Annotated in this window: 19 protein-coding genes and 1 pseudogene; 10 read left to right on the forward strand and 10 right to left on the reverse strand. The window is 70.4% G+C overall.

The window, feature by feature from the left end; translation table 11 throughout:
• Positions 1-44: 44 nt before the first annotated feature.
• Positions 45-1,619 carry a peptidoglycan recognition protein gene (locus ACIRR8_RS24700; protein WP_404068646.1) on the reverse strand — a complete coding sequence of 525 codons (1,575 nt, stop codon included), beginning with the start codon at positions 1,617-1,619 and terminating at the stop codon, positions 45-47.
• A gap of 137 nt (positions 1,620-1,756) precedes the next feature.
• Here ACIRR8_RS24700 and ACIRR8_RS24705 point away from each other — a divergent pair, with 137 nt between their 5' ends.
• The 4 genes from ACIRR8_RS24705 to ACIRR8_RS24720 all read left to right on the forward strand — a co-directional run bounded on the left by ACIRR8_RS24705 (position 1,757) and on the right by ACIRR8_RS24720 (position 7,895).
• Positions 1,757-2,509: a TIGR03089 family protein gene (locus ACIRR8_RS24705; RefSeq protein WP_404068648.1), complete on the forward strand. Its 753-nt coding sequence runs from the start codon at positions 1,757-1,759 to the stop codon at positions 2,507-2,509.
• A gap of 175 nt (positions 2,510-2,684) precedes the next feature.
• A complete protein-coding gene (locus tag ACIRR8_RS24710) occupies positions 2,685-4,196 on the forward strand; it encodes an LCP family protein (protein ID WP_404068651.1) in 1,512 nt (503 codons plus the stop codon).
• Positions 4,197-4,420: 224 nt separating this feature from the next.
• Positions 4,421-6,160, forward strand: coding sequence for an LCP family protein (locus ACIRR8_RS24715; protein ID WP_404068654.1), 1,740 nt, complete (start codon positions 4,421-4,423; stop codon positions 6,158-6,160).
• Positions 6,161-6,203: 43 nt separating this feature from the next.
• Complete coding sequence (locus ACIRR8_RS24720; RefSeq protein ID WP_404068657.1) at positions 6,204-7,895, forward strand: LCP family protein; 1,692 nt, start codon at positions 6,204-6,206, stop codon at positions 7,893-7,895.
• 93 nt (positions 7,896-7,988) lie between these two features.
• Here the strand turns inward: ACIRR8_RS24720 and ACIRR8_RS24725 are convergent, their stop codons facing one another.
• Positions 7,989-9,026 carry a glycosyltransferase family 2 protein gene (locus tag ACIRR8_RS24725; protein WP_404068661.1) on the reverse strand — a complete coding sequence of 346 codons (1,038 nt, stop codon included), beginning with the start codon at positions 9,024-9,026 and terminating at the stop codon, positions 7,989-7,991.
• A 368-nt stretch (positions 9,027-9,394) separates the two neighbouring features.
• Between ACIRR8_RS24725 and ACIRR8_RS24730 the strand changes: the two genes are divergently transcribed.
• Positions 9,395-10,780, forward strand: coding sequence for an LCP family protein (locus tag ACIRR8_RS24730; RefSeq protein ID WP_404069414.1), 1,386 nt, complete (start codon positions 9,395-9,397; stop codon positions 10,778-10,780).
• A 63-nt stretch (positions 10,781-10,843) separates the two neighbouring features.
• Here ACIRR8_RS24730 and ACIRR8_RS24735 read toward each other — a convergent pair whose 3' ends face one another.
• Complete coding sequence (locus ACIRR8_RS24735; RefSeq protein ID WP_404068664.1) at positions 10,844-11,401, reverse strand: acyl-CoA thioesterase; 558 nt, start codon at positions 11,399-11,401, stop codon at positions 10,844-10,846.
• A 117-nt stretch (positions 11,402-11,518) separates the two neighbouring features.
• Here ACIRR8_RS24735 and ACIRR8_RS24740 point away from each other — a divergent pair, with 117 nt between their 5' ends.
• The gene (locus ACIRR8_RS24740; RefSeq protein WP_404068667.1) at positions 11,519-12,811 is read left to right on the forward strand and encodes an LCP family protein; all 1,293 of its coding nucleotides are present in this window, start codon (positions 11,519-11,521) and stop codon (positions 12,809-12,811) included.
• A gap of 71 nt (positions 12,812-12,882) precedes the next feature.
• Here ACIRR8_RS24740 and ACIRR8_RS24745 read toward each other — a convergent pair whose 3' ends face one another.
• The 3 genes from ACIRR8_RS24745 to ACIRR8_RS24755 form a co-directional block, all read right to left on the reverse strand.
• Entirely contained in the window at positions 12,883-13,929 is a 1,047-nt protein-coding gene (locus ACIRR8_RS24745) for a DUF5954 family protein (protein ID WP_404068670.1), read from the reverse strand.
• A 151-nt stretch (positions 13,930-14,080) separates the two neighbouring features.
• Positions 14,081-14,278 (reverse strand): DUF397 domain-containing protein, encoded by a 198-nt coding sequence (locus tag ACIRR8_RS24750; protein ID WP_404069416.1) that lies wholly within the window; start codon positions 14,276-14,278, stop codon positions 14,081-14,083.
• Positions 14,279-14,283: 5 nt separating this feature from the next.
• Positions 14,284-15,138 (reverse strand): helix-turn-helix domain-containing protein, encoded by an 855-nt coding sequence (locus ACIRR8_RS24755; RefSeq protein WP_404068673.1) that lies wholly within the window; start codon positions 15,136-15,138, stop codon positions 14,284-14,286.
• A 382-nt stretch (positions 15,139-15,520) separates the two neighbouring features.
• On the opposite strand from ACIRR8_RS24755, the pseudogene ACIRR8_RS24760 reads away from it, so the two are divergent.
• Positions 15,521-16,244 (forward strand): annotated as a pseudogene (locus tag ACIRR8_RS24760) (hypothetical protein); the annotation flags it as partial.
• A gap of 15 nt (positions 16,245-16,259) precedes the next feature.
• Here ACIRR8_RS24760 and ACIRR8_RS24765 read toward each other — a convergent pair.
• The 3 genes from ACIRR8_RS24765 to ACIRR8_RS24775 all read right to left on the reverse strand — a co-directional run bounded on the left by ACIRR8_RS24765 (position 16,260) and on the right by ACIRR8_RS24775 (position 18,030).
• Complete coding sequence (locus ACIRR8_RS24765) at positions 16,260-16,907, reverse strand: hypothetical protein (RefSeq protein ID WP_404068676.1); 648 nt, start codon at positions 16,905-16,907, stop codon at positions 16,260-16,262.
• Positions 16,908-16,951: 44 nt separating this feature from the next.
• Positions 16,952-17,386: a hypothetical protein gene (locus ACIRR8_RS24770; protein WP_404068679.1), complete on the reverse strand. Its 435-nt coding sequence runs from the start codon at positions 17,384-17,386 to the stop codon at positions 16,952-16,954.
• Positions 17,387-17,559: 173 nt separating this feature from the next.
• Positions 17,560-18,030, reverse strand: a complete 471-nt coding sequence (locus ACIRR8_RS24775) for a hypothetical protein (protein ID WP_404068681.1) — start codon at positions 18,028-18,030, stop codon at positions 17,560-17,562.
• 139 nt (positions 18,031-18,169) lie between these two features.
• Between ACIRR8_RS24775 and ACIRR8_RS24780 the strand changes: the two genes are divergently transcribed.
• Entirely contained in the window at positions 18,170-18,742 is a 573-nt protein-coding gene (locus ACIRR8_RS24780; RefSeq protein WP_404068684.1) for a dihydrofolate reductase family protein, read from the forward strand.
• Between the two features lie 110 nt (positions 18,743-18,852).
• Here the strand turns inward: ACIRR8_RS24780 and ACIRR8_RS24785 are convergent, their stop codons facing one another.
• A complete protein-coding gene (locus ACIRR8_RS24785) occupies positions 18,853-20,010 on the reverse strand; it encodes an acyl-CoA dehydrogenase family protein (protein WP_404069418.1) in 1,158 nt (385 codons plus the stop codon).
• A 207-nt stretch (positions 20,011-20,217) separates the two neighbouring features.
• Between ACIRR8_RS24785 and ACIRR8_RS24790 the strand changes: the two genes are divergently transcribed.
• Together ACIRR8_RS24790 and ACIRR8_RS24795 are read left to right on the forward strand one after the other, a co-directional pair.
• Positions 20,218-21,561 carry a UDP-glucose dehydrogenase family protein gene (locus ACIRR8_RS24790; RefSeq protein WP_404068687.1) on the forward strand — a complete coding sequence of 448 codons (1,344 nt, stop codon included), beginning with the start codon at positions 20,218-20,220 and terminating at the stop codon, positions 21,559-21,561.
• Positions 21,562-21,654: 93 nt separating this feature from the next.
• Entirely contained in the window at positions 21,655-22,020 is a 366-nt protein-coding gene (locus ACIRR8_RS24795; RefSeq protein WP_404068690.1) for a VOC family protein, read from the forward strand.
• Positions 22,021-22,083: the final 63 nt, after the last annotated feature.

The following is a 22,083-nucleotide window of genomic DNA, read 5'->3' on the forward strand; positions in this document are numbered from 1 at the left end:
GATATGGCTGGCCAGTCTAAGCAGACCGGTCCGACATGCACCGGTCAGCGGCCCTGCAGTTTCGCGGAGCTGGTCCGGGCCGTGCCGAGCTTCTTGTAAAGACGCGCTCCGGGACATTCGGTTGCGAACCCGTCCCGATGGCCCGAGATGACGTTCATCTTGACCTTCACGCCCGCCTTGTACTTGTTGCTGCCACCGGAGACGAGCGTCACCTTGCCCTTCGGGTTTCCGCCGAACAGGCCGAGCTTCCAGGCCGTGAGCTTGGAGACGGCCGTGACGGCGGCGGCGGGCGGGTTGGTGGAGGCGTACGAGCCGAGGACCGCGATGCCCATGGTGTTGCTGTTGAAGCCCAGCGTGTGTGCTCCGAGGACCGCCTTGGTGACACCCCCGGCCCGGCCCTCGTAGATGTTTCCGCACTTGTCGACGGCGAAGTTGTAGCCGAAGTCGCGCCAGCCGCTGCTCTTGACGTGGTAGCGGTAGATGCTGCGCAGGACCGAAGGGGCCTGCTTGCAGGTGTAGTTGTTGCCGGTCGCGCTGTGGTGCACGAAGGCCGCCTTGACGGTCTTCGTGTACGCGAAGTTCTTCTCGCGCAGCTTCTCGTCGGCGCCCCAGCCCTTGCGGGTGACGATGCCCGGCCGCGGACCGATGTACGGCTTCGCGCCCTGCGCCAGCTCCACCGACTCCAGCGTCTGGGCCCGGGAGAGGGCCGGGATGACGGTGGCGCCGAGCTCGGCGAGCTCCGCGTTGACCGCCGAGGCCGCGGCGGTCTCGGCCGTGAGGACCTCCGGCAGGACGGCGGCGGTCGGCGGGGTCTCGGCGAAGCCGGCGGGCACGGCCGCCGCACGGCCGGCCGGGGCGCCTCGGGCGGGCTCCGGAGCCGCGTCCTCGCCGGTGCTCTCTCCGGAGCCTTCTCCTGGCTTCTCCCCGGGTCCTTCCGCTCCGCCTTCTCCTGGGCCTTCTCCGGGGTCGACGAGCTCCAGGCGCATGCCTTCCGGCAGCGGTACGGAGGTGGCGGCGCGGTCCTGCGGGTCCGGGGCCTCCGGACGTACGCGTACCTCCACTCCGTCCGAGTCGCCGACCCAGAGCGGGGCCGTCGCGCCCCGCACCGTACGCCCTTCGCGTTCGGCGCTGCCGAGGTCGGCGGCGTGCTCGGCGTTGTGCGTCTCGACGTCCTGCCAGTCCGACCAGCGCGTGGTGCCGGTGGCGCGGGTCCGGACCTGGACCGTGCCGTGCAGTTCGGCCTCGGCGTCGTCCCAGACCACGCCGACCAGGGAGAACGGGCGGGCGTCGCGCTGGGGCAGGCCTTGGGCCGCCGGTGCTCCCGCGACGCGGTTGGAGGGGGTGGCGAGGGGGGCCAGGGGCAGGGACTGGGTCGAGCCGGCCGGTTCGGCCGCGGATCGGGCTTCGGAGGGGGCGGAGGCTTCCCTGGTGGTCGCTTCGGCTGTGGCCGCTTCGGCCTGTGCCGAGGGCGGGCCCGCACCCGGTGCCTCCGGAGACGTGGAGGGAGGCCGGGCCGAGGCGGAGTGGGGAGCGGGGGCGGAGGCCGCGGGGGTGGCGAGCGGCAGAGCGAGGGCCGCTGCGCAGGTGACGCCGACTGAGGTGACCACTAGTGCACGCATACGCATGATCCTGGCCACAACCGGACAAGTCCGGCTACCGGTACGGAGTGCCGCATCTGATGCCGTGTCTGCCGAACCGGTGTACGTGACACCCGTTCAGCCCGCCCCGCACCGCGTCCCCGCGTACTCTTGCGCGGATGAACTCCAGCGACCGCACCGCCGCCGACCTGCTGCGATCCGCCCTCGCCGCGGACCCGGCCCGCCCCCTGGTCACCTTCTACGACGACGCCACCGGAGAGCGCGTCGAACTCTCGGTGGCCACCTTCGCCAATTGGGTGGCCAAGACCGCCAACCTGCTCCAGGGCGACCTGGCCGCCGAGCCCGGTGACCGGCTCGCCCTGCTCCTGCCCGCGCACTGGCAGTCCGCGGTCTGGCTGCTCGCCTGCTCCTCGGTCGGGGTCGTCGTGGACGTCCAGGGCGACCCGGCCGCCGCCGACCTCGTGGTGAGCGGGCCGGACACGCTGGAGCGGGCCCGGGCCTGCCGCGGTGAGCGGGTCGCGCTGGCCCTGCGCCCGCTGGGTGGCCGGTTCCCGCAGCCGCCCGAGGGTTTCGCGGACTACGCGGTGGAGGTGCCGAGCCAGGGCGACCGCTTCGCGCCCTTCGCACCGGTGGACCCGGAGGCTCCGGCGCTGGCCGTGGGCGGGGTCGAGCTGACCGGTGCGCAACTCGTCGCGAAAGCCCGCGAGGACGCCGAGGCCCTCGGGCTCGTACCGGGATCGCGGCTGCTGACCGGGCACACGTACGACACCTGGGAGGGACTGAGCAGCGGACTCTTCGCGCCGCTGGCCTCCGGCGGGTCCGTGGTCCTCTGCCGCCACCTCGGACAGCTCGGCGCGGAAGGGCTGGCGAAGCGGGTCGAGAGCGAGCGGGTGACCAACACGTCGGTATGACAAGCGCGCTGAGGTGCACTCGTCCGGCCCACAGCGGGCCGAGCCCCCGGTAACGATCGACGACGGGGGTAGATGATCGGCGGTACAGACCACTCTCCCTTAGTGCACAACCAAGCGTGAGGTTCAGCCGTCTACTCCTGCGACCGGCGGCCCATCGCGCCGCCGACCGTGAAGGATGGACGCAGACGTGACCGACAGTGCTGGCACGCCGGCCGACCCGGACCACCCGGCCGGGAAGACGCCGCAGGGCAGGTCGCAGGATGAGCCGGGCACCACGGACTCCAAGGACGAGCCCGGGTCCGGGTCCGGATCCGCTGCTCCTTTGGGCGAGGCCACGGACGCCGACGCGTCTCAGGGCCCCGCTGACGAGAGTGACAAGGGCGACGAGGACAAGGCCGATGCCGACGCCGACGCCCCTCAGGGCGAAGGCAAGGACCAGGCCAAGCCCTCCGGCGGAGGCGAAGAGGCCTCCGCCGGAGCCGGCGCCGGCGTCCAGACCTGGGCCGACCACCCCAAGGACGGCAGCGCCTCCCGCCGTAAGCGGCCCTGGCTGCGGTGGGCCGCGCTCGGTGCCTCGTTCCTCGTGCTGGTCTCCGCCGGCGCGGGCTGGTGGCTTTACAAGAAGCTCGACGGCAACATCACCACGGACACCAGCGCCGCCGCCGAGCTGAAGGTCTACGAGAAGGAGCGGCCCACCCCGGTCGCCATGGACGCCCTGAACATCCTGCTCATCGGGTCGGACAGCCGGTCCGGCGACAACAAGAAGTACGGCCGCGACGACGGCGGCAGCCAGCGCTCCGACACCACGATCCTGCTGCACCTCGCGGCGGACCGGAAGAGCGCGACGGCGGTGTCGATCCCCCGCGACCTGATGGTGGAGGTCCCCAAGTGCCGCACCGGGGACGACAAGGAGACCCGGGAGCGGTTCACCCAGTTCAACTCGGCGTTCGAGCTCGGCGGTACCGCCTGCACGATCCGTACGGTGGAGCGGCTGACCGGCATCCGGGTCGACCACCACATGGTCGTCGACTTCAACGGCTTCAAGGACATGGTCGACGCCGTGGACGGCGTCCAGATCTGCCTCAAGGAGCCGATCGACGACAAGGACGCGCGTCTGGAGCTCCCGGCCGGACGCCAGACGCTCAACGGCGAGGAGGCGCTCGGCTACGTACGGGCGCGCAAGACCCTCGGCGACGGCAGCGACACCGAACGGATGGAGCGCCAGCAGAGGTTCCTCGGCGCCCTGGTCAACAAGATGCAGAGCAACGGCGTCCTGCTCAACCCGACGCGGCTCTACCCGGTCCTGGACGCGGCGACCAAGTCGCTGACGACCGACTCGGGTCTCGACTCGCTGCGGGACCTGTACGACCTGGTGCGGAGCATGCGGGACGTACCGACCGAGCAGGTGCAGTTCCTGACCGTGCCCCGGCAGCCGTACCGCCTGAACACGAACCGGGACGAACTCGTCGAACCGGACGCGAGCGACCTGTTCAAGCAGCTGCGCGAGGACAAGCCCGTGGCGGTGGTTCCGGCGGACGAGCTCAAGAAGAAGGGGGAAGAGAAGGAAAAGGCCCAGGACGAGAAGCCGGACGACACCGGATCCGACACCGGCTCGGACTCCGAAAGCCCGACCCCCACCCCCACCTACTCGGGTTCGAGCGCCGCGGACGACCTGTGTGAGCAGTAAAGCAATCACCAAGACATAGAAGGCAATCAGCACTCAATGGGAAGAATGACCGGTTGTAAGGGGCGTGGTGTGGGTCACGCACGTCGCTCCTTTACGAACCGGGCGGATAGTGTGACGCGATCCGGTGTTTCCGGCCTGCAGGCCGTGCGCCACCGGAGCGAAGGAACGAGCGCCTTGCCGGGGGAAGGCGCCTCGCGTGGCACCGACGGAGGACTTGAGCAACCGTGGATGCGCAAAGCCGTGGGCGGGCGGACGATATCGACCCCGCAGACCAGTGGGTGCTCAACCCGCACACCGGCAATTACGAACTGCGACTGGACCGATCCACAGGGGAGTCGCCGGCCGCCGCGCGCACGGCCACTGCCGAGGATTCCGGCCGTCGCGGCGATGCGCGCACCGGCTCCTCCGAGAACCCTCGCCGCGAGGTCCCCGGTCAGCGCAGCCGCCGGTCCTCACAGAACGGCGGTCGCGGCGCGGAGGCTTCGGCGGCCGGTGGCGCCGGGCGCCGTAAGCGCAAGGCTCCGAAGGCGCGCCGCAAGAAGGCGCTGATGTGGACGGGCGGGGTGACCGCGTTCCTCGTGATCGGCACGTCCTTGGGCGCGTACCTCCTGTACGAGCGGTTCAACGGCAACATCGACACCGTCGACATCGGCGACGCGGGCAGCAAGAACGTCATCGTCGACGGCCCGATGAACATCCTGATCATCGGCACCGACAAGCGCACCGGCAAGGGCAACGACGGGTACGGCGACAAGGACAGCGCCGGCCACGCCGAGACCACGATCCTGCTCCATGTCTCCGAGGACCGCACCAACGCGACGGCGTTGAGCATCCCGCGCGACCTGTGGACGGACATCCCGGACTGCGAGACGAAGCAGCCCGACGGGTCGACGAAGGTGATCCCGGGCATCTCGGGCGAGCGCTTCAACGTCAGCCTCGGCCAGGAGGGCCGCGACCCCGGCTGCACCATGCAGACGGTCGAGGCCATCACCGGCGTCAAGCCCGACCACTTCATGATGGTCGACTTCAACGCCGTCAAGGAGCTGACCACCGCCGTCGACGGCGTCGAGGTCTGCATGGCCAAGGCGGTCGACGACCCGAAGTCCCACCTGAAGCTCCCCGAGGGGAAGTCGAAGGTGGCCGGCGAACAGGCACTGGCCCTGCTGCGCACCCGGCACAGCTTCGGCAACGAGAGCGACCTCGACCGGATCAAGGTGCAGCAGCAGTTCCTCGGCTCGATGATCCGCGAGATGAAGTCGAACGACACCCTGACCAACCCGACGAAGCTGTTCAAGCTGGCCGACGCGGCGACCAAGTCGCTGACGGTCGACCAGGGCATCGGCAGCGCCAACAAGCTGATGACCCTGGCCCAGGAGATCGGCAAGGTCAACACCAAGAACATCACCTTCGTCACCGTCCCGGTCAAGGACAACCCGGCCGAGCCGACGCCCATCACCGTGGTCGTGGACGAGCCGAGGGCCGAACCGCTCTTCGCGATGGTGCGCTCCGACACCTCGTTGACCGAGGTGAAGCAGAAGGAGAAGGCCGCCAAGAGCGCGCAGGCGGCCCTCCTCAAGGGCCCGAAGGCCGAGCCCGCCGACGTACGCGTGGACGTCCTCAACGGCGGCGAGATCGCCGGTGCGGCCGGTGCGACCGTCACCTGGCTGCAGAACCAGCGGGGCGTGCTGAAGTCCACGAACAAGGCCAACGCCCCGGAGAAGATCAAGAAGACGACTCTGGAGTACGCGCCCAACCAGGCCGACCAGGCCCGCGCGCTCGCCGAGATGATGGGGCTGCCCGCCACGGCCATGAAGCAGGGCACCGCCGACGCCGAGGGGCTGGAGGCGATGGTGCTCACGCTGGGGGCGGACTTCAAGGGCGCGGGCATACCCATCACCGGACCGGCGAAGGCGCCGGAGAACATCCAGCGGGCCAGCGCCGACAAGGCGGTCTGCGCCCAGTGACACGACGCCACCGCGTCACCGTCGCCGGGGAGATCTGAACAGCATGGGGGGTCCGGTGGGTCAAAGCAGTACACCCAGGGAGGGGACACGGTCACGCGTACGCCACGCGGACCGGCCCGCCGGGGGCGAGAGCCCGTACGAGAACGGGGACGGCGGCGGGGACCGCACAGGCGGATCCAGCCGCCGGGCCGGGCCGCGGGGGCGCAGCGGGGGCGGGGCCGGAAGCGGCCGGAGCAGCCGCCGCGCGCCGAAGAGCGGCAAACGGCGCGTACTGCGCTGGGGCTCCTCCGTACTCGCGCTGCTGATACTCGTCGCCGGTGGGGCCGGCTACCTCTACTACGAGCACCTCAACGGCAACATCAGGAAAGAGGATCTGACCCTCGGCGACAAGCGGATGGCCGACCACAAGGCCAACGCCGCCGGGCAGACCCCGCTCAACGTCCTGCTCATCGGCTCCGACGCCCGGGACTCCGAGGCCAACCAGAAGCTGGGTGGCGCCAAGGAGACCTTCGGCGCTCCGCCGCTCGCCGATGTGCAGATGCTGCTCCACCTCTCGGCGGACCGCTCCAACCTCTCCGTGGTCACCATGCCGCGCGACACCATGCTCAAGATGCCCAAGTGCACGGCACCGGACGGCGAGGTCTACCCGGCCAGCACGGTGGACGTGCAGACCAACCAGAGCCTGAGCCGCGGTGGTCCGGGGTGCACGGTGGCCGCCTGGTACGAGCTGACCGGCATCCGGATCGACCACTTCATGATGATCGACTTCGCCGGTGTGGTCTCGATGGCCGACGCGATCGGCGGCGTCCCGGTCTGTGTCGACGCCAACATCCACTCCCGCGGCGCCGACGGCCGGGGCGGCTCCGGACTGAAGCTGGAGAAGGGCACCACCTCGGTCAAGGGCGAGCAGGCCCTCCAGTGGCTGCGCACCCGGTACGGCTTCGAGGACGGCAGCGACCTGGCACGGGCCAAGGCCCAGCACCAGTACATGAACTCGATGGTGCGCCAGCTGCGCAAGGGCACCAAGCTCAGCGACCCGGCGAAGCTGATGAACCTGGCCGAGGCCGCGACCACGGCGCTGACGGTCGACAAGGGGCTCGACACGGTCAAGAAGCTCTACGACCTGGCCGAGGAGCTGAAGAAGGTCCCGACGAAGCGCATCACGATGTCGACCATGCCGAACGTGTACGGCACCGGCGCCAACGCGGGCCGGGTGTACCCGAAGGCGGGCGACGCAGAGCAGCTGTTCCGGATGGTCCGCGAGGACATGCCGCTGGACGGCAAGGCGTCCAAGCGGAAGAAGGCGGAGCCCAAGGACCCGTCGGCGCCGGTCGGTGAGATCGCCGTGGCCGTACGGAACGGGACCGCCACCGGCGCCCTGGGACCGGTCTCGGGGCGGGCGGGTGACGTGGAGAAGCTGCTCAAGGAAGCGGGCTTCGCGAAGGCCACCGTCGACCCGGACAACGTGGCGGGGTCGACGCGGACCTCGATCCTGTATCCGAGCGCGGACCTGGAGGGCGACGCCCAGGCGGTCGCCAAGGCCCTCGGGGTTCCGCTCTCGCAGGTGAGGAGGTCGACCGACGTTTCCGGCATCTCGCTCGCGGTGGGTGCCGACTGGCGCGAGGACGGGTCCTACCCCGTCTCCAAGGGCACGGAGAAGACCCCGGAGTCGGCGGGCGCGCAGAACGGCGAGGAAAAGGGCTGCATGAAGGTCAACCCCCAGTACAGCTGGTGACCCGGTAGCGGACAGCACGTACGCGAAGGGCCCCGCCGGTCGTCACCGGTGGGGCCCTTCGCGTACGGGAGCGGCCGGCCGGAACCGGCCGGTTCAGACCGTCTCGCTGCTGCTGTTGCTGGCCGCCAGTGACGGGCGGCGGCTCGCGATGACCCGCTTGGCCAGCGAGCGCGGGCTGGTGAGGAAGCCGAAGCCCCAGCACATGTGCATGGTCGCCAGCGCCACCGGGATCTGCGCGCGGGCCTTCAGCGGGAGCCCCTTGCCGGCGGGCAGCGACCCGGCGACGATCGCGGCCAGGTAGCCGCCGGGGACGACCAGGGCCCACGGGGTGACGGCCGCGCCGGCCACCAGGCCCGCCGCGATGGCGACGACGGCGGTCGGCGGGGCCAGGTAGCGCAGGTTGATCGAGCCGGAGTGGTAGCGGGCGACGACGTGGCGCCAGCGGCCGTAGTCCTTGTACTGCTTGGCGAGCGCCTTCACGGAGGGGCGCGGGCGGTACTGGACCTTCAGCTCCGGCGAGAACCAGATCAGCCCGCCGGCCTCGCGGATGCGGAAGTTCAGCTCCCAGTCCTGGGCGCGGATGAACTCCACGTTGTAGCCCTCGGCCCTCTCCAGCGCCTCACGCCGGAAGACGCCCAGGTACACCGTCTCGGCCGGGCCCGCCTGGCCGCCGGTGTGGAAGGCCGCGTTGCCGACGCCGATCTTCGAGGTCATCGCGGCGGCGACGGCCTCCTCCCAGGCGTTCTCGCCCTCGGCGTGCATGATGCCGCCGACGTTCTGCGCGCCGGTCTCCTCCAGGAGCCGGACGGCGGTGGCGATGTAGTTCGGCGAGAGCATCCCGTGGCCGTCGACGCGGACGACGACGGGGTGGCGGGAGGCCTTGATCGCCGCGTTGAGCGCGGCGGGGGTGCGGCCGGTGGGGTTGGGGACCGTGTGGACCCGGGGGTCCTCGGCGACCAGCTCGGCGGCGATCTCGTCCGTGCGGTCGGCGGAGGGGCCGAGCGCGATCACGACCTCCATCTCACCGGCGTACTCCTGCTCCAGGATGTGCCGGACCGAGTTCCTGAGATGGCGTTCCTCGTTGAGCACCGGCATGATCACGGAGACGGCGGGGTACTGCGCGGCAGACATGTGGTCCTCAGGGGGTCCTCGGGGGCGCCGGGGGTTCCGCACCGCAGGCGGCGGGCGCCCCGGGAGGCGGCGTCATTCGGCCGCCACGTTACCGCGAATGGGGGACACCGGTGCGCGCGCCGCCGGGTGGCGGGCCGGGACGGAGATCGTATGGGCCTACCGTGCGATGGTCCCCTCGCACCACGGAGGTGTCTCCCCGCCGTGACCACCCGGAGGTGTCTCCGCCCGTGACCGCCCCCCGCCCACCGCAGCGCCCGCCCCGTCCCCGCACCACTCCCCCGCGCCGCCGTCCACCGCAGGGCGTGCGGGCAGCGCAGGGCGTGCGGGCACCGCGCTCCCGGAAGCAGGACGAGCGGCCGCGCTGGGGCATGCGGGTGGCGACCGGGCTCTCGGTGCTGGTGCTGGGCGCGGGTGGGATCGGTCACGCCGTGGTGAGCAACCTGGAGGGTGGGATCGGCCGGGTCGACCCGTTCAAGGACATGAAGAACCGCCCGCAGTCCGGGCACGGCACCAATCTGCTGCTCGTGGGCACCGACGGCCGGGACACCATCACCAAGGCGGAGAAGCAGAAGTACAAGCTCGGCGGCGCGCCCTGCCACTGCACCGACACGATCATGCTGGTGCACCTCTCGGCGGACAAGCAGCGGGCGAGCGTCGTGAGCCTGCCCCGCGACAGTTACGCCGAGATGCCCGCGCACACCGACCGCACCACCGGCAAGCACCACAACAGCCACCCGGTGAAGCTGAACGCCGCCTACGCGGAGGGCGGGCCGACGCTGACCGTGCGGACGGTCGAGAACATGACCGGCGTCAAGGTCGACCACTATCTGGAGGTCGACTTCACCAGCTTCATGAAGACGGTCGACGCGGTGGGCGGGGTGCAGATCTGTACGGCCCGGCCGATGAAGGACTCGTACACCGGGCTCGACCTGCCCGCCGGAACCCATCAGCTGGACGGCGGGCAGGCGTTGCAGTACGTACGCTCCCGCCATGTCGACGTGGGCTCCGACCTGGGCCGGATGCAGCGCCAGCAGAAGTTCATGGCGGCGCTGATCAAGCAGGCGACGAGCAACGGGGTGCTGCTGAACCCGGTGCGGTTCCAGCAGGTCTCGGCGTCGGTCCTGGGGTCGGTCCGGGCGGACGAGGGGTTCGGTACGGAGCAGATGCTGGCGCTCGGCAAGGCGATGAAGGACTTCAGCCCGGCGTCGTCCGAGTTCACCTCCGTACCGATCGGCAATCCGAGCTTCCCGGTCAAGGGCATCGGCTCCACGGTCCAGTGGGACGCGGCGAAGGCCAAGAAGCTGTTCGAGGCGCTGCGCGAGGACCGGCCGCTGGCCCCCGCCAAGCCGAAGCCGGCGGCCGGCGCGCCGAAGAAGGCCCAGGCGACCCTGGTGGACGTGGCGCCGGAGGAGATCCGGGTGCAGGTCTACAACGGCACCCCGAAGGACGGCCTCGGCAAGGACGTGGACGCCGGCCTGCGCGCGACCGGCTTCAACACCACCGACGCCCCGCTCAACGGCAAGCTGCGCAACCTGGCGCGGACGCTCGTGACGTACGACCCGCGCTGGGACCGGTCGGCGAAGTCGCTGGCCGCCGCGTTGCCCGGGAGCGAGCTGAAGGCGGTGAAGGGGCAGGGCGCGACGATGGAGGTGACGGCCGGCTCGGACTTCACGAAGGTGCGGCCGGTGCGGGCGGAGACCAAGCAGACGGGCGAGTTCGCGACGGTGACGGGCGACGAGGTGGTCTGCCCGTAGTCCCTTCGTGCGCGGCGGCTCTCGGTCGTCGATGCCGTGGGTTCGGTCGTCGATGCCGTCGGCTCAGTCGTCGATGCCGTCGGCCACCCGCTTCTCCCGCAGCTCCTTGATCGCGCGACGGCGTGCGAGCCGGTGCGTGCGCCGGATCTGCGCCTCCTGGTAGCGCCGCTTGTCGCGCTCGGTCTCGGGGACCACCGGCGGTACCCGGCGCGGCTTGCCGTCCCCGTCGACGGCGGCGAAGACGAGGTAGGCGCTGCCGACCTGCTGGGCGGGGGTCGACTCGTTCCAGCGCTCGGCCATCACCCGGACGCCGACCTCCATGGACGAGCGGCCGGTCCAGTTCACCTGCGCGCGTACGTGGACGAGGTCACCGACCCTGACCGGCTCCAGGAAGACCATCTCGTCCATCGAGGCGGTCACGGCGGGCCCGCCGGAGTGCCGTCCGGCCACGGCGCCCGCCGCGTCGTCGACCAGTTTCATGATCACGCCACCGTGCACCGTGCCGAGGAGGTTGGTGTCGTTGCCGGTCATGATGTGGCTGAGGGTGGTCCGGGACGCGGCGGTGGGCTTGCCCGGAATCTCTTCCTCCGAGCGGTCCGAGCGGGTGGCCTGATCTGTCATACAGTCCACCTTATGCGCGGGCCCGGATCCCGCAGAATGCATCAGCTTCGCAACAGCCCTGGTGCGATTTCCCTTACACCCTGTAATAGCTGTGGGTCGGCGCGGCACACTGTTCGGATGAACGATTGGCCCGATCGACGGACCGGCGACCGCGGCGAGCGCTACGGACGGGGCAGTGCCAGCCCCCAGCCCGAGAGCGCCCGCGCGATGCCCCACATCCAGCGCCGCCCGGCTCCGCCGCAGAGGCCGACGGTGCCCCCGCAGAGCCAGGGGTACGACGACCGCTACCAGGGCGGACAGCCCGGTTACGGCAACAGCCCCGAGCCCGGTTACGACAGCGGCTACAACACCGGTCAGGTCTACGGCGGTGGCGGCGGCCGGGGAGGCGGTCGCGGCGGCGGTGACGCGGGTTACGTCCAGGGCCGCCCGCCGGTCGACTGGCGCCGCCGGATCAAGCTCGGCGCGCTGACGCTGGTCGTCGTGTTCCTCGTGGTCTCCGTCTCCACGTACTTCTGGGCCGACGGCAAGCTGAAGCGCGAGGTCGACCTCGCCAAGGTCATCGAGCGGCCGGAAGCGGGCGACGGGACGAACTACCTGATCGTCGGTTCCGACAGTCGTGAGGGCTTGTCGGCCGAGGACAAGAAGCGGCTGCGCACCGGCTCCGCCGACGGCAAGCGCACCGACTCGGTGATGATCCTGCACGACGGCTCCAACGGCCCGACGCTGATCTCCCTGCCGCGCGACTCCCAGGTGGAGATCCCCACCTTCAAGGGGTCCGAGTCCGGCAAGACATTCCAGGGCACGGGCCGCCAGGTGAAGCTGAACGCCGCCTACGCCGAGGACGGCCCCGAACTCCTCGTGCGTACGGTCGAGTTCAACACCGGGCTGCGCATCGACCACTACGTCGAGATCGGCTTCGGCGGCTTCGCGCAGATCGTGGACGCGATCGGCGGGGTCGAGATGGACATCCCGAAGGCGTTCAAGGACAAGAAGTCCGGCGCCGACTTCCAGGCCGGGAAGCAGACGCTGAACGGCGAGCAGTCCCTGGCCTTCGTCCGCACCCGCTACGCGTTCCCGGGCAGCGACCTGGACCGTACGAAGAACCAGCAGAAGTTCCTCGCGGCGCTGGCGAGCCAGACGGCGACCCCGTCCACGATCCTCAACCCGTTCAAGCTGTACCCGACGATGGGTGCGGGCCTGGACACGCTGATCGTGGACAAGGACATGTCGCTCTGGTCGCTGGCGAACATGTTCTTCGCGATGAAGGGCGTCACGGGCGGCGACGGTACGTCGATGAACATGCCGATCTCCGGCAGCAACGGCGGCAACCTCGTCTGGGACAAGGCGAAGGTGAAGCAGCTCGTGCAGCAGTTGAAGAACGACGAGAAGGTCACGGTCAAGGGCAACTGAGACGGCTGAGACAACTGAGGCCCCCCGCAAGGCCGTTGTGGGGGGTCTCGGCCTTGCAGAGGCCGCGAGGGCTACGAGCTGTAGGTGATGTTCCCTTCCTCGTCCATGAGGGGATGGATCTGGGAGGGGCCGTAGTCGTCCGTGTCGGACGGGCGCGGCTTCTCCGGTCCGTCGGGCCCGATGCGCATCACACGCTCGACCCGCACGACCTCGTACCGGCGCCCCCGCACCAGGAGTTCGTTGGGCCTGCGGCGCGCCATGAACTTCTTCGCGGCCCGGTCGTGGATCGCCTGCTCCTTCTCGTCCACCTTCATCCAGTCGGGCAGCTCCGGCATGTCCGGCAGGTCCGGGAGCTTCGGCACGGGCCGGGTGAGGTGGTGGACGAGGGCGCGGCGGGCACCCTGCGGGGTCGCGTACTGCCCGGTCACCATCGACCAGGACAGCTCCTTCCGCTCCACCACCCGGAACGTGGTCGGGAGGAGCACGACGCCCGGGTGGGTGGTCAACGCCTTCTGGGAATCGGCCCGTACGTCACCGGGGAAGCGGTCGGCGGTGTAGGAGAGCTGCAGCAGCCCGGCCCGGTTGATCCCTTCGGCGAGCCCGACGGCGGCCGCGTGGTCGACCACGAACCCCTTGGTGCGGGAGAGGTCGGGCGCGTCCAGGTCCCAGCCGTCCTCGTCCGGGTCGGTGGCCCGGGGCGGCTCCAGGCGCGCGTCACCGATCCGGGCGAACTCGTCGGCCCGCACGACGCGGTAGCGGACGCCGTCCGCCGTCACCTCGTTGACCGGCTCCTTCTCCAGCCGGGCCACGGCCTCCAGCAACGACCGCCGCACGGACCGGTCCTCGGTGTGGTCCTTGGCCTGGAACCAGAGGTGCGAGTTCAGTTCGTCGCGGGCCATCTGCGGGAACCCGGTGTCGAGTTCCCCGAGCAACCGCCACCGCGGCCTCTCCCCGCGCCCCTGCGCGGCGAGTCCGAACAGCGGACCCCGGACCACGATGTTCGGATACTTCCGCACCGAGGCGAACGCGTCCGCCTCGGTGACCTCGAAGACCGGGTCGTCCCGGTGCGTGACGTTGATGGTGAGGTGATCCGGCGACTTCCCCGGGTGATCGTCCATGCACTCAGTGTGCCGAAGGGGGGTGTCGGTGTCAGGGTTTCCGCCACAAAGGGCGTACGGGAGTGGAGTTGACGGACACGAGCGCGCCCGGCCGCCTGTGGGTGGGGGGCCGGGCGCGCTCGGAGCGTGCGGGGCGGTGCGTGCGTGTGCCTCAGGTGCCGGAGGCGTACGGGACGAAGTCCGCCCAGGCGGCGGAGGTGAAGCCGAGCGGCGACCTGGCGAGGTCCTTGGAGTCACGGACGTGCACGGCGCTGGAGGCGGCGGCGACCTCGACGCACTCTGGACCGTCATTGCTGCTGTAGCTGCTCTTGAACCACTCCAGAGCGGAGCCGTCACCACTCGGGGTCATGCGCGTCATGTCTCTCCCAGCACTTTCTCGATGAAGGCCAGCGATTCCCGCGGAGTGAGACCCTGGGCCCGGACGAGACCGAGCCGCTGCTCCAGGATCCGGATCTCCTTGGGGTCGAAGGTGAGGCGGTTGAACAATTGCCCCTCCCAGTGTCCCACCGCCGTTCCGTCCTTGAACTTGAGGAGCTGGAGCTGACCGCCCATACCCGCGTGATCCTCACGGTCGGTCGGCATCACCTGGATCTCGACGTTCCGCAACTGGCCGATCTCCAGCAGATGTTCGAGCTGGCGGCACAGCACGGTACGACCGCCCAGCGGCCGCCGGATCGTCACCTCCTCCTGCACGAAGGTGAGCATGGTCAACGGCTTCCGCCGGAGGATCTCCTGCCGCGCCATCCGCGCCGCGACATACCGTTCGACCTCGTCGGGCCCGAACGCCGGCCGCCGCATCTCGTAGAGCGCACGGGCGTATTCAGCGGTCTGGAGAAGCCCGTGGACGTTGTGGTTGCCGTACGCGCCCAGCTCGACCGCTTCCCGCTCCAGCTTGGCGAGATCCTTCACCTTCTTCGGGTAGCGGGCCTCCGCCACGTCCTTCTTCATCGCGGAGATCTTGCCGCCCGCGCCCACCGCCCTGTCCGTCCCGTCCAGGAACTCCGGCTTGGGGATGCGTCGTCCGCCCTCGACCTTGTAGACGAGATCCTCGCTGTAGCCGATCGCCGTACCCAACTCGGCCGCACGCAGCCCGGCCGCCTCCCGCCAGAGTCTGATCTGCCGCCCCACGGCGGCCATCACCGCGCTCGAATCGTCCGCCGGATCGATGTCCAGGTCGAGATCGGGCTCGGATGCGTCTTCGTCAGCCATGGTGCGCAGCGTAAGGACGGCAGGGCTCGGCGCGGGGCGGATCCACGGAAATCCACCCAAAATCGCAGCTCAGGCCGGGTCGTTGCGCGGCACGATCCGGTGAGGGGCCACCGGATCGCGGCTGACCGCGACGTGGCGAGCCACGACATCAACTACGTAAAGGAACAGGAGAAATAACCCAACCCGACCCCACCCGATCCCGGTGGTCATCTGCGGAAGGGGCTGGTCACCCACACGGGTGAGATTCGCCAACTGAGCTGAATTCCGTACGGGTTGGCAGGCATATGCTCACGCTGACCGAGCACCCCAGACATGAGGCGGCCCCCGCCGGGACGGCAATCCCGAGCGAGGACCTGACCACCAAGGAAGTGACACCTTCCCCATGGCTACCCAGCACCATAACGCCCTCACCCGCGCTCTGGCCGAGCTTCCCGGGCCCCTTCCGGCCTTCGGCGTGATCCACATCGCGATCCCGCACACCAGCCGGTTCACGATCGTCGGCAATCACCTCGCGCAGCACGCCGAGCTCTCCCTCGTCGCGATCGGCATCGGCGTCCACATCCAGTCGCTGCCCGTCGGCTCCCTGGTCGGCATCAAGGCGCTCGCCGCCCGCTTCGCCGAGGGCGAGATGAGGATCGCCGCCGCTCTGCGCGAGCTGGAGGCCCACGGCTACCTGCGCCGGGCGCACGTGCGGCTGGCGAACGGCCGGATGGCCACCCGCACGGTCTTCTGCAACCAGCCGGGGGCGCTGGAACGGGCCGGGAGGGTGGTGGTGGCGCCGAAGGTGCCGTCCGCAGTGCCGGAAGAGACGCCCGCAGTGCCGGAAGAGACGCCCGAGCCGCCCCCTGCGCCCGAACCCGAACCCGATCCCGTACCGGAATCCCACCCCCCGGTCCGCCTACCGCCGCGCACGGCGCCCAAGCCGCCGCGCCGGCCGCTCCCTCAGCCGCGCGAACTCACCCCGGAGCTGCCAGAGCGCCTCCGCGATCCTCGCCGGTCTGCGGAATCACGCGGAGGAGCTGGTGCTCTCCGAGGCCGATGTCGAGGAGCTGGTCCCGGGTGTGGCCGCCTGGCTGGAGCGGGAGGTGCACCCCGGCGCCATCCGCCTGCCGCCCGGCCCCTCAGTATCCCCAGGCGGCGTAGACGATGACGTTCTTGCCGTTGTCCCTGGCTCCGACGCAGACGTCTCGCCAGTCGAGCAGCCAGCCGCTCGCGCGACAGCTCTCCTGCTGAAGACCCAGTTCGCGGATGATCTCCGGGCGGGACATGCCGTCCTCGCCCGTGACCGCCGCCTCCCGGTAGCAGCCGCCGGAACCGCAGCCGATGCTTTCGGCGGCGATGCTGCTGCCGGGCGGCAAGGCGGGGAGGGCCGTGGACGGCGGGGCGTCCGAGCCTTCACTGAGCAGCAGCGCGTACCCGAGGCCGACCAAGAGGGTGAGGGCGAACTGGGTCGCCAGGAGGCCGATCGCTCCGTTGCGCCGGAAGGTCCATCGCGGTGGTGGGGGGTTCCCGTGCCGCCCTTCCAGTCGCACGCCACAGGCGATGAGCAGGGGTGCGAGAGCCGTTAACAGGAGATGGGCGTCGGGTCCGGGGACGTCGATCCAGCCCCGCTGGACACTGATCAGCAGACCGGCTCCGGCGAGCAGCGTCCCGCCGATCGCCAAGCCGATGGGGCGGGTGCGGGCGAGCGCCATCCAGACGACGGCGGGCGCGACGGCGAAGAGTATCCCCAGGAAGACCAGCATGTACGGGGGGACGTGCGGCCCCAAGCCCCTGGTTCCCCACGGCGGTTCCCCATGGCCGGGTCCCCGTCTCAGGCGGTGAACTCCTGGGGAGGCAGGCCCTGCCCGTCGAAGGTGAGCAGGACGTTGGTCCAGCCGCTGTGCACGTCGGGGTTGGGGAAGCTTGCCAGCTCCCAGGGCGCGTCGATCACCCCCGGCCCGCAGGGCAGGGTGCCGGAGCCGGAGGGCATGGCCAGGGGCAGGATCTGGAGGGCGTTGAAGGAGACGGCCACGCTGGTACCGGCCGGTTCGGTGCACGTGTACACGCCCCCGACGGTGAGGACGCCGCTGTGGAACGGCGGATCGGCCGGCCAGGCCGAAGCCCACTGCAACTGCACGGACTTGGTGCCCTGTACGGCGGCAGGCGCGGCGCCTGCGGCGGGCGCGGTCACCGCCAGGGTCGCGGTGAGACAGGCGGCGGCGAGGGCGGCCGTGCGAAGACGGGGTGCGGACGCGTACCGGAACATGGCGGCTCCCTGTGGTCAGCCGGGTACGGACGACGGGCACCCCAGGCTGGCCGTCCGCCAGGGCGGCGATGCAGTCGCACGCGGCGGCGCGTGGGCGCAACTCGCGGGCGCACGAAGGGCGATGACTCCATCCGCCGTCCGTGATCGCCTACCGCAGCCATGCACAGTTCCGGCTACGGCACGATCCCCTTCGGTTCGAGGCCGGCGAAGTCCTCGTGCAGGGCCTCCAGGTGACGGCCCGTCGGCTCCCCCGCCGGGTCCAGCTCCGCCAGCCGCCAGCCCGGCAGCTGCTCCTCCACCTCGGCGGGCAGCGACCCGTCCGCCGGGTCGGCCAGCGCGTGCAGCACGCCGAACGCCGTCTCGCGGGCCACCTCACGGGCCAGCTCGCCGAGGTCCTCGGGGGTGAGCCCGGCCGCGAGGGCCCGGTCGACGGCTCCGGCGGCCACGCCGTCGGTGCGGTAGGCGGCCACCCAGCGGGGTGCCTCCGTGGTCCAGGCGTCGACGTCCTGCCACACCGTCCGCAGGAACCGGTAGCGGGCGAGCTGCGGCAGCCCCTCCTCGGCCTCGGACTCCGCCCAGTCCGGCGCGTCGCCGTCCGCTCCCAGGGCGCGGAAGAGGGCGGTGAGCCTGTCGAGTTCGGTCATGGGGTGGGAGGGTACCGGCCGTGGGTCCGGATGGATGGGCCTGGCCGGACCGATGAGTTTCGGCGGGGCGCGCGGTCAGTACGTCCGTAAGAGCCCATGCTCACACGAAGCGCCCGTAGTAGAGATCCAGGAGCCCTTGATGCGCACGCTGATCAGTACCGCCTTCGTCTCTCTCGACGGCGTGATGGAGGCCCCGGGCGGCGAGCCCGGCTACCGGAACTCGGGGTGGACCTACAAGGACGTGGAGTTCCTCCCGGAGGCGTACGAGATCAAGGGCCGGGAGCAGGAGGAGGCCGGCGCGCTGATGCTGGGCCGGGCCAGCTACGAGGCGTTCAGCGCGGTGTGGCCGGGGATGGAGGAGTTCGCTCAGTACAAGGTGATGCCGAAGTACGTCGTGTCCACCACGCTCAAGGAGGACGAACTGGTCTCCGGGTGGGGTGACACCACGATCCTGCGCTCGGCCGACGAGGTCGCCGCCCTCAAGGAGACCGAGGGCGGGCCGGTCATCATCCACGGCAGCGCCGCCCTGAACCGCAGCCTGTCCGACGCCGGCCTGATCGACCGCTACCACCTGCTCGTCTTCCCGCTCCTGCTCGGCGCGGGCAAGCGGCTGTTCAGCGCGAGCGACAAGGACGCCCAGAAGCTGAAGCTGGTCGAGTACGAGGCGTACGCGAACGGCATCCAGAAGAACGTGTTCGATGTCGTGCGCTGAGGCGCCGCCGGGCACCGCTACTGGCTAGGCGCAGGCGGACAGCCGGTCCCACTGACACGCGGACGGCCCCCGGCGCCGAGCACCGGGGGCCGCAGTGACGGCGAGAGCCGTTACGGCAGGTTGCGCGCCATCACGATGCGCTGGACCTGGTTCGTGCCCTCGTAGATCTGGGTGATCTTGGCGTCGCGCATCATGCGCTCGACCGGGTAGTCCCGCGTGTAGCCGTAGCCGCCGAGGAGCTGGACCGCGTCCGTGGTGACCTCCATGGCCACGTCGGAGGCGAAGCACTTGGCCGCGGCGCCGAAGAAGGTCAGGTCGCCGTCGACGCGCTCGGACTTGGCGGCGGCCGAGTAGGTGAGCTGGCGGGCCGCCTCCAGCTTCATCGCCATGTCGGCGAGCATGAACTGGATGCCCTGGAAGTCCGCGATCGGCTTGCCGAACTGCTTGCGCTCCTGGACGTACCCCTTGGCGTAGTCCAGCGCGCCCTGGGCGATGCCGAGGGCCTGGGCCGCGATGGTGATGCGGGTGTGGTCCAGGGTCTTCATCGCCGTGGCGAAGCCCGTGCCCTCCTCGCCGATCATGCGGTCGGCGGGGATGCGGACGTTGTCGAGGTAGACCTCGCGGGTCGGGGAGCCCTTGATGCCGAGCTTCTTCTCCGGGGCACCGAAGGAGACGCCCTCGTCGGACTTCTCCACGACGAACGCCGAGATGCCCTTCGAGCGCTTGGCGGGGTCGGTGACCGCCATGACCGTGTAGTACTCGGAGACGCCCGCGTTGGTGATCCAGCGCTTCACGCCGTTGAGGACCCAGAAGTCTCCGTCGCGCACGGCCTTGGTCTTCATGCCCGCCGCGTCCGAGCCCGCGTCCGGCTCGGAGAGCGCGTACGAGAACATCGCGTCGCCCTTGGCCAGCGGGCCCAGGTACTTGCGCTTCAGCTCCTCGGAGCCGGAGAGGATCACCGGGAGCGAGCCGAGCTTGTTGACGGCCGGGATCAGGGAGGAGGAGGCGCAGGCGCGGGCCACCTCCTCGATCACGATGACCGTGGCGAGCGCGTCGGCGCCGGCGCCGCCGTACTCCTCCGGGACGTGGACGGCGTGCAGGTCCGAGGCGACCAGGGCGTCCAGCGCCTCCTGCGGGAAGCGGGCCTCCTCGTCGACCGCGGTGGCGAAGGGGGCGATCTTCGTCTCGGCGAGCGCACGGATGGTCTCGCGGAGCATGTCGTGCTCCTCGGCCGGACGGTACAGGTCGAAATCGGTCGAACCCGCCAAGACGCTCACTCCCCAGATGCTAACTACCGTTAAGTAACTCAATTTTAGTGCGGAAGCCCCGGGACGGCATACGTGAGTGCCACGTGAGCTTCGTGACAGGGGTCGGGCAGAACGGGAGGTAAGCGGCGGATCAGGTGAGGAAAAGCGGGGTCACCCGCCGCGACTATGCTCGGTTCGCACGCTCGTCCGTACCTCCCAGGAGCACCCATGGCCCTCAGGATCACTGTGATCGGCACCGGTTATCTCGGCGCCACCCATGCCGCCGCCATGGCCGAGCTGGGATTCGAGGTCCTCGGGCTCGACGTCGTACCGGAGAAGATCGAGCTGCTGTCCACCGGGCGCGTGCCGATGTACGAGCCGGGGCTTGAGGAGATGCTGCAGCGGCATGTCGACGGTATCCCCGGGTCGACCGGGCGGCTGCGCTTCACCACCTCCTGGGAGGAGGTCGCGGACTTCGGCGACGTGCACTTCGTCTGCGTGAACACGCCGCAGAAGCACGGCGAGTACGCCTGTGACATGAGCTACGTCGACAGCGCCTTCGAGTCCCTCGCCCCGCACCTCACCCGGCCCGCGCTGGTCGTCGGCAAGTCCACCGTTCCCGTCGGCTCCGCCGCCCGCCTCGCCGCCCGCCTCGCGGAGCTGGCCCCGGCGGGCACCGACGCCGAGCTGGCCTGGAACCCGGAGTTCCTCCGCGAGGGCTTCGCCGTCAGCGACACCCTGCACCCCGACCGGATCGTCGTCGGCGTGGAGAGCGAGCGGGCCGAGAAGCTGCTCCGCGAGGTGTACGCCGGGCCGGTCGCGGAGGGGTCGCCGTTCGTGGTGACGGACTTCCCGACCGCCGAGCTGGTGAAGACCTCCGCCAACTCCTTCCTCGCCACCAAGATCTCCTTCATCAACGCCATGGCCGAGGTCTGCGAGGCCGCCGACGGCGACGTCGTGAAGCTCGCCGAGGCCATCGGGTACGACGAGCGCATCGGGAAGAAGTTCCTGCGGGCCGGGATCGGCTTCGGCGGCGGCTGTCTGCCCAAGGACATCCGGGCCTTCATGGCGCGCGCCGGCGAGCTGGGCGCCGACCAGGCGCTCACCTTCCTCCGCGAGGTCGACTCCATCAACATGCGCCGCCGCGGCCACATGGTCGAGCTGGCCCGGGAGGCCGTGGGCGGCGGCTCGTTCCTCGGCACCCGGGTGGGCGTCCTCGGTGCCGCGTTCAAGCCGGACTCCGACGACGTACGCGACTCCCCCGCACTCAACGTCGCCGGGCAGATCCACCTCCAGGGCGGCCAGGTCACCGTCTTCGACCCGAAGGGCATGGAGAACGCACGCCGGCTCTTCCCGACGCTCGGGTACGCCGACTCCGCGCTGGAGGCCGTGCGCGGCGCGGACGTGGTGCTGCACCTGACGGAGTGGCGCGAATTCCGCGAGCTGGACCCGGCGGCGCTGGGCGAGGCGGTGTCCCGGCGGATCATCCTGGACGGGCGGAACGCCCTGGACAGCGCGGTGTGGCGGGATGCCGGGTGGACGTACCGGGCGATGGGCCGACCGAGGGCCTGATCCCGCCCCTGAGTGCCCGTACTCCCGGCGGCGGTACGGGGTAGGCGTCTCTCCGTGCCGCAACAAGGCGGTATGTACCGGGAGGTATCCGTCATGCCCATCGCCACACTCGGCGCCGTCGTACTGGACTGCCCCGACCCGCTCGCGCTCGCCCGCTTCTACGCCGCGATCATCGGCGGCACCGTCAAGGGCGACAGCGAAAGTCGCTGGGTCAACCTCGTGGACGCCCCGGGCACACCGCTCGCGTTCCAGGCCGCGCCCGGCTTCGTACCGCCGCGGTGGCCCCGGACCGACGGCTCCCAGCAGTTCCACCTGGACCTGACCGTGGAGGATCTGGACGCGGCCGAGCGGGAGGTGCTGGCGCTGGGGGCGCGGCCGCTGGACACGGAGGACCGGGAGCGGCCCTTCCGGGTGTACGCCGATCCGGCCGGGCATCCGTTCTGCCTCTGCGCCTGTTAGCGGTCGCCGCGTCTGTCAGCTGCCGCTGCGCGTCCGTCCGCGATCGCCGCGTCTGCCGGCTGT

Origin of the sequence: Streptomyces sp. NPDC101178, from assembly GCF_044767965.1 — a bacterium.
Taxonomy (GTDB): Bacteria; Actinomycetota; Actinomycetes; order Streptomycetales; family Streptomycetaceae; genus Streptomyces.

What these genes read in the sequence shown, in the direction of transcription:
- ACIRR8_RS24750 (WP_404069416.1), bottom strand. Translation starts at nt 14,278, where the DNA reads ATGACCCCGAGTGGTGACGGCTCCGCTCTGGAGTGGTTCAAGAGCAGC.
- ACIRR8_RS24730 (WP_404069414.1), top strand. Translation starts at nt 9,395, where the DNA reads ATGCGGGTGGCGACCGGGCTCTCGGTGCTGGTGCTGGGCGCGGGTGGG.
- ACIRR8_RS24755 (WP_404068673.1), bottom strand. Translation starts at nt 15,138, where the DNA reads ATGGCTGACGAAGACGCATCCGAGCCCGATCTCGACCTGGACATCGAT.
- ACIRR8_RS24710 (WP_404068651.1), top strand. Translation starts at nt 2,685, where the DNA reads ATGGACGCAGACGTGACCGACAGTGCTGGCACGCCGGCCGACCCGGAC.
- ACIRR8_RS24720 (WP_404068657.1), top strand. Translation starts at nt 6,204, where the DNA reads ATGGGGGGTCCGGTGGGTCAAAGCAGTACACCCAGGGAGGGGACACGG.
- ACIRR8_RS24790 (WP_404068687.1), top strand. Translation starts at nt 20,218, where the DNA reads ATGGCCCTCAGGATCACTGTGATCGGCACCGGTTATCTCGGCGCCACC.
- ACIRR8_RS24705 (WP_404068648.1), top strand. Translation starts at nt 1,757, where the DNA reads ATGAACTCCAGCGACCGCACCGCCGCCGACCTGCTGCGATCCGCCCTC.
- ACIRR8_RS24770 (WP_404068679.1), bottom strand. Translation starts at nt 17,386, where the DNA reads ATGTTCCGGTACGCGTCCGCACCCCGTCTTCGCACGGCCGCCCTCGCC.
- ACIRR8_RS24735 (WP_404068664.1), bottom strand. Translation starts at nt 11,401, where the DNA reads ATGACAGATCAGGCCACCCGCTCGGACCGCTCGGAGGAAGAGATTCCG.
- ACIRR8_RS24745 (WP_404068670.1), bottom strand. Translation starts at nt 13,929, where the DNA reads ATGGACGATCACCCGGGGAAGTCGCCGGATCACCTCACCATCAACGTC.
- ACIRR8_RS24700 (WP_404068646.1), bottom strand. Translation starts at nt 1,619, where the DNA reads ATGCGTGCACTAGTGGTCACCTCAGTCGGCGTCACCTGCGCAGCGGCC.
- ACIRR8_RS24780 (WP_404068684.1), top strand. Translation starts at nt 18,170, where the DNA reads ATGCGCACGCTGATCAGTACCGCCTTCGTCTCTCTCGACGGCGTGATG.
- ACIRR8_RS24725 (WP_404068661.1), bottom strand. Translation starts at nt 9,026, where the DNA reads ATGTCTGCCGCGCAGTACCCCGCCGTCTCCGTGATCATGCCGGTGCTC.
- ACIRR8_RS24795 (WP_404068690.1), top strand. Translation starts at nt 21,655, where the DNA reads ATGCCCATCGCCACACTCGGCGCCGTCGTACTGGACTGCCCCGACCCG.
- ACIRR8_RS24775 (WP_404068681.1), bottom strand. Translation starts at nt 18,030, where the DNA reads ATGACCGAACTCGACAGGCTCACCGCCCTCTTCCGCGCCCTGGGAGCG.
- ACIRR8_RS24740 (WP_404068667.1), top strand. Translation starts at nt 11,519, where the DNA reads ATGAACGATTGGCCCGATCGACGGACCGGCGACCGCGGCGAGCGCTAC.